The following is a 9,646-nucleotide window of genomic DNA, read 5'->3' as shown; positions in this document are numbered from 1 at the left end:
GCCGAGAAGCCGGCTCCGGTGGCCGACGCGAGGCCGACAGCGCTCGGCGACGCTAAGCCGACCGCAGCCGACGTGGCGTCACCCGCCGCTGCCGGCTTGGCGTCGTCGACTGCGGTCGGCTTAGCGTCGTCGAGCGCTGTCGGCGTCGCGTCGGCCACCGGAGCCGGCTTCTCGGCGGCGACCGGCTCTGCGCCAGAGGACGACTCGTCGCCCGGGGCCGACTCCTCGACGCCCGGAGCCGGCTTCCCGGCCTTCGGGGTCTGCTCGGTGCGCACCGCCGGGGCGCCGCCCTTGACCAGCTTGCCGCTCTTTCCCGCTGACGCCGGCGCAGTCTTCTCCGCTGACGCCGGCGCGCTCTTCTCCTCTGGCGCGCGGTCATCGCCGGAACTGCCGGAATCGGAGGCTCCGGTCCCGGCATCCGGCCCCGCGGTGGGGTTTGCCGACCCCGGAGTTGCATCGGCAGGTCCCTTGGAAGCCGGGTCCGGGGCCTCATCCGGGGTCACGTCCCCGGCCTCGCCCCTGGCTCCGCCCTGCGCCTCGTCCGCCGGCTTGCGGGCCGGGTCGGGGGCGGGGGTCGCCCCGCCCTCGGGGTCCCGCTCGGTCCCGGACGCGTCCGCGCCCCCGGCGGTGGCGCCCAGCTTCATCGTGGCGTCCTTGGCCGGCTTGGAGTCCCGCTGCGATGGGACCTTGCGGGGCGCTTCCGCGCCCGACTCGCCCTTGTCACGCTGAGGTTCCCGAGCCGCCCTGCGCGACTGCTCCGCTCCCGACATGCGTCCCCTCTGCGATTCCCTGATCCTCGCCCGCGCCTGCCGCATCCGCGCGATGCGGTAACCCGCCCTGGAAGAACCTCCATTGTCACCCACTCGGGGACTGGTGTTTCTCCCGGGTCCGTCAGCTCCGTTGTACGGCCGGGACGTCCGGACCGCCAGGCCCCCTGCCCGGATACGGGCAGAGGGGCGGGCCGGTTCAGGGGCCGCCCGCCTCCGGCCGGGGCGGGTGGCCGGGGCTACAGCGGCACGATGTCCGGGGCGCCCAGGCGGGCCGCGTCCGCGGTGAGGTCGTCGGGCTGGCGCTGCGACTCCCGCTCGGCCTCCACCCGCTTCTCGTAGTGCTCCACCTCCCGGTCGATCTGGTCCTGGTCCCAGCCGAGCACCGGGGCCATCAGCTCGGCGGCTTCGCGGGCGCAGCGGGTGCCGCGGTCGAAGGTCTCGATGGAGATGCGGGTGCGGCGGGTCAGCACGTCGTCCAGGTGCCGGGCGCCCTCGTGCGAGGCGCCGTAGACGATCTCGGCGCGCAGGTAGTCCTCGGCGCCGGTGAGCGGTTCACCGAGGCTCGGGTCGGCGGCGATCAGCTCCAGGAGCTGCTGCGCCAGCGAGCCGTACCGGTTGAGCAGGTGTTCGACGCGGACCACGTGCAGCCCGGTGCGGGCGGCGGTGCGGGCGCGGGCGTTCCACAGGGCGCGGTACCCCTCGGCTCCGATCAGCGGCACGTCCTCGGTGACGCAGGCCGCCACCCGGCTGTCGAGGGCGTGCACGGCGGCGTCCACCGCGTCCTTGGCCATGACCCGGTAGGTGGTGTACTTGCCGCCGGCGACGACGACCAGTCCGGGCACCGGATGGGCCACGGTGTGTTCGCGGGAGAGCTTGCTGGTGGCGTCGGACTCGCCGGCCAGCAGGGGGCGCAGCCCGGCGTAGACGCCTTCGACGTCGTCCCGGGTGAGCGGGACCGCGAGCACGCTGTTGACGTGCTCGAGGAGGTAGTCGATGTCGGCGCTGGAGGCGGCCGGGTGGGCCTTGTCCAGGTCCCAGTCGGTGTCGGTGGTGCCGACGATCCAGTGCCGGCCCCAGGGGATGACGAAGAGGACCGACTTCTCGGTGCGCAGGATCAGTCCGGTGGTGGAGTGGATGCGGTCCTTCGGCACCACCAGGTGGATGCCCTTAGAGGCGCGGACGTGGAACTGGCCGCGCTCGGCGATCAGCCCCTGGGTGTCGTCGGTCCACACGCCGGTGGCGTTGACCACCTGCTGGGCGCGCACCTCGTACTCGCCGCCGCCCTCGACGTCCTGGACCCGGGCGCCGACCACCCGCTCGCCCTCGCGCAGGAAGCCGATGACCCGGGAGCGGCTGGCGACCTGGGCGCCGTAGCTGGCGGCGGTGCGCACCAGCTCGACCACGAAGCGGGCGTCGTCCATCTGGGCGTCGTAGTACTGCAACGCTCCGACCAGGGCGTCCTTGCGCAGGGCGGGCGCGACCCGCAGCGCGCGCCGCCGGGAGAGGTGGCGGTGCACGGGCAGGCCGCGGCCGTGGCCGGAGGAGATGGACATCGCGTCGTACAGCGCGACGCCGGAGCCGGCGTAGAGCCGCTCCCAGCCGCGGTGCTGGAGGGGGTAGAGGAAGGGCACCGGTTTGACCAGGTGGGGGGCGATCTTCTCCAGCAGCAGTCCGCGCTCCTTGAGGGCCTCGCGGACCAGGGCGAAGTCCAGCATCTCCAGGTAGCGCAGGCCGCCGTGGATGAGCTTGCTGGACCGGCTGGAGGTGCCGGAGGCCCAGTCGCGCGCCTCGACCAGGCCGGTCGACAGGCCCCGGGTGGCCGCGTCGAGCGCGGTGCCGGCGCCCACCACCCCGGCGCCGACGACCAGTACGTCCAGCTCGCGCTCGGCCATGGCCGCGAGCGCCTCTGCGCGCTCGGCGGGCCCCAGTGTCGCTGTCCTCACCGCTGCCTCCCGTCGGTTCTGCGCCGCCCGCGGCCCCTCGGCCCGGTCGTGCATCTGCCCGGCCGTACGTCTGCCCGGCCGTACACCTGCCCGGTCATACGTCTGCCCGTCCTGGCGGTCGGTCGCGCGCCGCGGCGTACGCCAGTGATCGGGCTCACATTCGATGATGGACCGCGCCTCAGACTTCAGCCACCGGCTGGGGTCGCGGCCTGTGGACAACCCCGCGTAATGAGCGCGCCTGTGGACAACTCGGCGCGGCGACCCTCCGCGTACGGCACCATCGGCGCCGTGCCGGGGTGCGGACGGATCGGCGGACCCGGCGCGGCCGGGTTCAACACTCCGGATCTTCGGCACGGTAATGCCGCATAACGGTCATATTTACGCCTAGTCTGACATTGCGTCGCACTCGTTCTGGTCACAGGGCTTGCGCGGCTCGTCCACTCCGGTTATCGGCTCACCGGCCACAGGGAAGGACGGCATCACCCCATGCCCGCAGACCTCGCCGTCATCGGCCTCGGCCACCTCGGCCTGCCCCTCGCCCAGGCCGCCGCAGCCGCCGGCATCGACACCATCGGCTACGACACCGACCCCCGGGCCGTCGCCGAGCTGGCCGCCGGGCGACCCCCGGTCGACGGTTCGCTGACCGCGCCCGCCATCCGCCGGATGCTCTCGGGGGGTTTCCGGCCCACCACCGACCCGGCCGAGCTGGGCCGCGTCCGCACCGCCGTCATCTGCGCGCCCACACCGCCCGCGCCCGGCGGCGGACCCGACCTCACCGCGCTGACCGAGGCCGCCCGCGCGCTCGCCGCCCGACTGCGCCCCACCACCACCGTGCTGCTGGAGTCGCCGGTGCACCCCGGCACCACCGAGGAGCACCTGCTGCCGCTGCTCGAAGAGGGCTCCGGGCTGCGCGCCGGGCGGGACTTCCACCTCGCCTACTCCCCCGGCCGCCTCGACCCGGGCGAGCGGGCGCGCGGCTACGCGCACACCCCCAAGGTCATCGGCGGCCTCACCCCCGCCTGCACCGAGTCGGCGGCCGCCTTCTACGGCCGCCTCGCCGACAAGGTGGTCCGGGCCCGCGGCACCCGCGAGGCCGAGACCGTCCGGCTGCTCGAGACCAACTACCGGCACGTCAACATCGCCCTGGTCAACGAGATGGCGGTGCTCTGCCACGACCTGGGCGTGGACCTGTGGGACGTCATCCGGTGCGCCGAGACCAAGCCGGCCGGCTTCCAGGCGTTCCGCCCCGGCCCCGGCGTCGGCGGCCACGGCGCACCGGTGGACACCCTGCCCGGGCAGCGCCCGCTGCGCCTGGTGGAGCTGGCCGGCCAGGTCAACGAGCGGATGCCGGCGTACGTCGTCCAGCGCTGCGCCACCCTGCTGAACGAGCATGGCAAGTCGGCCCGCGGGGCCCGGGTCCTGCTGCTGGGCGTCACCTACAAGCCGGACCTCGCCGACCAGGCCGGCGCCCCGGCGACCGAGATCGCCGAGAAGCTGGGCGCGCTGGGCGCCCAGGTCGGCTACCACGACCCGTACGTGGCCGACTGGCGGGTGGGCGGGCGGCGCGTGCCGCGGGCCGATTCGCTGTACGAGGCGGCCGCCGCGGCCGACCTGACCGTGCTGCTCCAGCACCACCGCACGTACGACCTCCAGGGGCTGGCGGTCAAGGCCCAGCTCCTGCTGGACACCCGCGGCGCGACCCCGACCGGCGCCGCGCACCGCCTGTGACGGACGGCGGTCCGCGGTCCGCGTACGAGCGCGCGTCGTCAGCGCTTGTGCTGGGCGTCCGCGACGGTGACCTCGACCCGCTGGAACTCCTTCAGTTCGCTGTAGCCGGTGGTGGCCATCGCGCGGCGCAGCGCGCCGAAGAAGTTCATCGAGCCGTCGGGGGTGTGCGAGGGGCCGGCGAGGACCTCCTCGGTGGTGCCGACGGCGCCGAGGTCGACCAGCTTGCCGCGCGGCACGTCCTCGTGGACGGCCTCCATGCCCCAGTGCCGGCCGCGGCCGGGGGCGTCGGTGGCGCGGGCCAGCGGGGAGCCGATCATCACCGAGTCGGCGCCGCAGGCGATGGCCTTGGGCAGGTCGCCGGACCAGCCGACCCCGCCGTCGGCGATGACGTGCACATACCGGCCGCCGGACTCGTCCATGTAGTCGCGGCGGGCCGCGGCCACGTCGGCGACGGCGGTGGCCATCGGGACCTGGATGCCGAGCACGTTGCGGGTGGTGTGGGCGGCACCGCCGCCGAAGCCGACCAGCACGCCGGCCGCGCCGGTGCGCATCAGGTGCAGGGCCGCGGTGTAGGTGGCGCAGCCGCCGACGATGACCGGCACGTCCAGCTCGTAGATGAACTGCTTGAGGTTGAGCGGCTCGGCCGCGCCGGAGACGTGCTCGGCGGAGACGGTGGTGCCGCGGATGACGAAGATGTCCACCCCGGCGTCGACGACCGCCTTGGAGAACTGGGCGGTGCGCTGCGGGGAGAGCGCGGCGGCGGTGACCACGCCGGAGTCGCGCACCTCCTTGATGCGCCGGCCGATCAGCTCCTCCTGGATCGGAGCGGCGTAGATCTCCTGCAGACGGCGGGTCGCGGTGTCCGCCGGGAGATGGGCGATCTCGTCCAGCAGCGGCTGCGGGTCCTCGTAGCGGGTCCACAGCCCTTCGAGGTTGAGCACGCCCAGGCCGCCGAGCTGCCCGATGCGGATCGCCGTCTCCGGGGAGACCACCGAGTCCATCGGGGCGGCCAGGAACGGCAGCTCGAACCGGTAGGCGTCGATCTGCCAGGCGATCGAGACCTCCTTCGGGTCCCGGGTGCGCCGGCTCGGGACGACGGCGATGTCGTCGAACGCGTACGCCCTGCGGCCGCGCTTGCCGCGCCCGATCTCGATCTCAGTCACGATGTGTGGCCTTTCCCTCTACGTCTGCGCCTACCAGTATCCCCGACGCACACGTCAGGGGCGGGCCCCGGCCGCATGCCGGAACCCGCCCCTCCGTGGCGCCCGCGGGGCCTTACCTCTTGCTGCTGTAGTTGGGGGCCTCGACGGTCATCTGGATGTCGTGCGGGTGGCTCTCCTTGAGGCCCGCGGAGGTGATCCGGACGAACCGGCCGTTGGCCTGGAGGTCGGGCACGGTGCGGCCGCCGACGTAGAACATCGACTGGCGCAGGCCGCCGACCAACTGGTGCACGACGGCGGAGAGCGGGCCGCGGTAGGGCACCTGGCCCTCGATGCCCTCGGGCACCAGCTTCTCGTCGGAGGCGACGCCCTCCTGGAAGTAGCGGTCCTTGGAGAAGGAGCGCTGCTCGCCGCGGGACTGCATGGCCCCCAGCGAGCCCATGCCGCGGTACGACTTGAACTGCTTGCCGTTGATGAACAGCAGCTCGCCCGGGGACTCCTCGCAGCCGGCCAGCAGCGAGCCGAGCATCACGGTGTCGGCGCCGGCGACGAGCGCCTTGGCGATGTCGCCCGAATACTGCAGGCCGCCGTCGCCGATGACCGGGACGCCGGCCGCCTTGGCGGCGAGCGACGCCTCGTAGATGGCGGTGACCTGCGGGACGCCGATGCCGGCGACCACCCGGGTGGTGCAGATGGAGCCGGGGCCGACGCCGACCTTGATGCCGTCCACGCCGGCGTCGATGAGCGCCTGGGCGCCGTCGCGGGTGGCGATGTTGCCGCCGATGACGTCCACGCCGGCGTTCGACTTGATCTTGGCGACCATGTCGCCGACCAGCCGGGAGTGGCCGTGCGCGGTGTCGACGACGATGAAGTCGACGCCCGCCTCGATGAGGGCCTGGGCGCGCTCGTAGGCGTCGCCGGCCACGCCGACGGCCGCGCCGACCAGCAGCCGGCCGTCCTTGTCCTTGGCGGCGTTGGGGTACTTCTCCGCCTTGACGAAGTCCTTGACGGTGATGAGGCCCTTGAGGATGCCGCCGTCGTCGACCAGCGGCAGCTTCTCGATCTTGTGGCGGCGCAGCAGCTCCATGGCGTCCACGCCGGTGATGCCGACCCGGCCGGTGACCAGCGGCATCGGCGTCATGACGTCGCGGACCTGCTGGCCGCGATCGGTCTCGAAGGCCATGTCGCGGTTGGTGACGATGCCCAGGAGCTTGCCGCCCCGGTCGGTGACGGGCACGCCGCTGATGCGGAACTTCGCGCAGATGGCGTCGGCCTCGGCGAGCGTGGCGTCCGGGTGGACGGTGATCGGGTCGGTCACCATGCCCGACTCGGAGCGCTTGACCAGGTCGACCTGGTTCGCCTGGTCGGCGATCGACAGGTTGCGGTGCAGCACGCCGACGCCGCCCTGGCGGGCCATGGCGATGGCCATCCGGGACTCGGTCACCTTGTCCATCGCCGCCGACAGCAGCGGGATGTTCACCCGGACGTTCTTGGAGATGTACGAGGAGGTGTCGATCTGGTCCGGGGCCATGTCCGACGCGCCGGGCAGCAGCAGCACGTCGTCGTAGGTAAGCCCCAGCGTCGCGAACTTCTCGGGCACTCCGTCGACGTAAGCGGTCATGACACCTTCCCCTGATGGCCTTGCTCGGTGCGGATGTCCATGCTAACGGGCTGCCGCCGTGTCCCATTCCACGAACAAGATCACCCGGAAGGTTTGGACGTTCACACGTCCGGCCGACAGGCGGCGCGGAGCAGGAGGGCTACTGCTCGGCGAGGGCGCGCAGCCGGCTGAGCGCCCGGTGCTGCGCGACGCGGACGGCGCCGGGGGACATGCCGAGCAACTGGCCGGTCTCCTCGGCGGTCAGCCCGACGGCGACCCGCAGCACCAGCAGTTCCCGCTGCACCTCGGGGAGGTTGGCGAGGAGCCGCTTGGCCCATTCGGCGTCGTCGCTGAGCAGGGCGCGCTCCTCGGGGCCGAGGGAGTCGTCGGGCCGCTCGGGCATCTCGTCGGAGGGGACGGCGGTGGAGCCGGGGTGGCGCATGGCGGCGCGCTGGAGGTCGGCGACCTTGTGGCCGGCGATGGCGAAGACGAACGCCTCGAAGGGGCGGCCGGTGTCGCGGTAGCGGGGCAGCGCCATCAGCACCGCGACGCAGACCTCCTGGGCGAGGTCCTCGACGAAGTGGCGGGCGTCACCGGGGAGGCGGTTGAGCCGGGTGCGGCAGTAGCGCAGGGCCAGCGGGTGCACCCGGGCGAGGAGGTCGTGGGTGGCTTGCTCGTCGCCCTCGACGGCGCGGTGGACGAGCGCTCCGATCGCCCCGTGGGCGGGGGCCTGGGCGGTCGTCGCCTGGGCCGTGCCGGGGACGGCCCCGGCCCCCTGGGACGTGGCCGCCTCGTTGTCGCGCATCGGTCCATGGTGCACCGGCGGCCGCCCGTCCGCCGTACCGCGTCCACCCTGGTGCACCGAAGCGTCTTGAGCAGGCGCGCTCGTCATCTCGTGCGCCCTCCCCTCCCGCTCGATCGACTCGTCCCCGAGGAACTCCACCCTTCAAGGATGCGGCATCGGCGCGGAAACGGATCCCGGCGCTGCGCCGCCCCGTCCGCCGGGCGGCGGACGGGGGCGTCCCGGTCGTGCGTCAGCGCACCAGGCCCCAGCGGAAGCCGAGCGCGACGGCGTGCGCCCGGTCCGAGGCGCCCAGCTTCTTGAACAGCCGCCTGGCGTGCGTCTTCACGGTGTCCTCGGAGAGGAACAGTTCGCGGCCGATCTCGGCGTTGGACCGGCCGTGGCTCATGCCCTCCAGCACCTGGATCTCGCGCGCGGTGAGGGTGGGCGCGGCGCCCATCTCCGCCGAGCGCAGCCGGCGGGGGGCGAGCCGCCAGGTCGGGTCGGCGAGCGCCTGGGTGACGGTGGCCCGCAGCTCGGCGCGGGAGGCGTCCTTGTGGAGGTACCCCCGGGCGCCGGCGGCGACGGCGAGCGCCACGCCGTCCAGGTCCTCGGCGACGGTCAGCATGATGATGCGGGCGCCGGGGTCCGCGGAGAGCAGCCGGCGGACGGTCTCCACGCCGCCCAGTCCGGGCATGCGCACATCCATCAGGATGAGGTCGGACCGGTCCGCGCCCCAGCGGCGGAGGACCTCCTCGCCGTTGGCCGCGGTGGTCACGCGCTCGACGCCGGGCACGGTGGCCACGGCGCGGCGAAGCGCTTCTCGGGCAAGCGGGGAGTCGTCGCAGACGAGAACGGATGTCATGGCCGTCCTCCGCAGCAAATGCGCGTCACCTTGAGCCTCCAGGCTGGTCGTGAATCGTCACCTGTGCGGTTGACGCTCCCGGACACCTGCCCGAGCGCTTTCCGTTTCAACCGCTCCGCACTCTCAACGATGGTCACTCGAAAGAGTTACGGGGTCACTCTCACCGTCCGACACTCTATGTGAGCGAGCCGGTACGGAGGAGAGCGACGCAGGTCACCACTGGTTCACCCGGAGCTATGCCCCATTTAGCTGCTTTTCCTTCACTTTGCCAGTGTCTGTGGCTAGATTCGCAATGAGTCATATTTACATCTACTTAGACAGTAGTTGTAACGTCGAGGCTGTACCGGCCAGGCCATGGCCGCACCGGCCCGCCTCCACCCGCACACCACCGCTCGGGCCTGCGCGAGCGGAGTTCGAGCACCCCGAGCGGGGTTCGAGCACTTCCGAGCACCACCCCCACGTACGCAGAATCGCTCAGCACCGGAACCAAGGGGACATGCGCTATGGCAGATTTCTCCCGCCTTCCCGGACCCAACGCCGACCTGTGGGACTGGCAGCTTCTGGCGGCCTGCCGGGGGGTCGACAGTTCGCTCTTCTTCCATCCCGAGGGCGAGCGCGGCGCGGCGCGGAGTGCGCGCGAGAACTCGGCGAAAGAGGTCTGCATGCGGTGCCCGGTCCGGGCCGAGTGCGCGGCCCACGCGCTGGCGGTGCGCGAGCCGTACGGGGTGTGGGGCGGCCTGACCGAGGACGAGCGCGAGGAGCTGATGGGCCGGGCCCGCAACCGCTTCGCCGCGCCGCC

7 protein-coding genes and 1 pseudogene are annotated in these 9,646 nt (G+C 72.8%); 2 read left to right on the top strand and 6 right to left on the bottom strand.

The features are described 5' to 3' along the window. Together C6N75_RS00370 and C6N75_RS00365 are read right to left on the bottom strand one after the other, a co-directional pair. Positions 1-644: pseudogene (locus C6N75_RS00370) on the bottom strand (hypothetical protein); the annotation flags it as partial. A 362-nt stretch (positions 645-1,006) separates the two neighbouring features. Beyond that, positions 1,007-2,713 (bottom strand): glycerol-3-phosphate dehydrogenase/oxidase, encoded by a 1,707-nt coding sequence (locus C6N75_RS00365; protein WP_105866799.1) that lies wholly within the window; start codon positions 2,711-2,713, stop codon positions 1,007-1,009. Between the two features lie 486 nt (positions 2,714-3,199). Here C6N75_RS00365 and C6N75_RS00360 point away from each other — a divergent pair, with 486 nt between their 5' ends. Then, positions 3,200-4,441 carry a nucleotide sugar dehydrogenase gene (locus C6N75_RS00360; RefSeq protein ID WP_105866797.1) on the top strand — a complete coding sequence of 414 codons (1,242 nt, stop codon included), beginning with the start codon at positions 3,200-3,202 and terminating at the stop codon, positions 4,439-4,441. A gap of 38 nt (positions 4,442-4,479) precedes the next feature. Here the strand turns inward: C6N75_RS00360 and C6N75_RS00355 are convergent, their stop codons facing one another. The 4 genes from C6N75_RS00355 to C6N75_RS00340 form a co-directional block, all read right to left on the bottom strand. Then, positions 4,480-5,604, bottom strand: a complete 1,125-nt coding sequence (locus tag C6N75_RS00355; protein WP_105866796.1) for a GuaB3 family IMP dehydrogenase-related protein — start codon at positions 5,602-5,604, stop codon at positions 4,480-4,482. A gap of 112 nt (positions 5,605-5,716) precedes the next feature. Then, positions 5,717-7,222, bottom strand: coding sequence for an IMP dehydrogenase (gene guaB, locus C6N75_RS00350; RefSeq protein WP_105866795.1), 1,506 nt, complete (start codon positions 7,220-7,222; stop codon positions 5,717-5,719). 139 nt (positions 7,223-7,361) lie between these two features. Next, positions 7,362-8,006 carry a sigma-70 family RNA polymerase sigma factor gene (locus C6N75_RS00345; protein WP_305124501.1) on the bottom strand — a complete coding sequence of 215 codons (645 nt, stop codon included), beginning with the start codon at positions 8,004-8,006 and terminating at the stop codon, positions 7,362-7,364. Positions 8,007-8,235: 229 nt separating this feature from the next. After that, complete coding sequence (locus C6N75_RS00340) at positions 8,236-8,847, bottom strand: response regulator transcription factor (RefSeq protein WP_003948568.1); 612 nt, start codon at positions 8,845-8,847, stop codon at positions 8,236-8,238. A 503-nt stretch (positions 8,848-9,350) separates the two neighbouring features. Between C6N75_RS00340 and C6N75_RS00335 the strand changes: the two genes are divergently transcribed. Continuing rightward, positions 9,351-9,646 (top strand): WhiB family transcriptional regulator (locus C6N75_RS00335; RefSeq protein ID WP_105866794.1); only part of this gene is annotated, 296 nt, incomplete at its 3' end.

The organism is Streptomyces solincola (assembly GCF_002982015.1).
Classification (GTDB): Bacteria; Actinomycetota; Actinomycetes; order Streptomycetales; family Streptomycetaceae; genus Streptomyces; species Streptomyces solincola.
The sequence above is the reverse complement of the archived record's forward strand: the minus strand, read 5'-3'. Positions and strand labels throughout refer to the sequence as shown.

Coding starts and splice junctions, on each gene's coding strand:
- C6N75_RS00360 (WP_105866797.1), top strand. CDS start 3,200: ATGCCCGCAGACCTCGCCGTCATCGGCCTCGGCCACCTCGGCCTGCCC.
- guaB (WP_105866795.1), bottom strand. CDS start 7,222: ATGACCGCTTACGTCGACGGAGTGCCCGAGAAGTTCGCGACGCTGGGG.
- C6N75_RS00340 (WP_003948568.1), bottom strand. CDS start 8,847: ATGACATCCGTTCTCGTCTGCGACGACTCCCCGCTTGCCCGAGAAGCG.
- C6N75_RS00345 (WP_305124501.1), bottom strand. CDS start 8,006: ATGCGCGACAACGAGGCGGCCACGTCCCAGGGGGCCGGGGCCGTCCCC.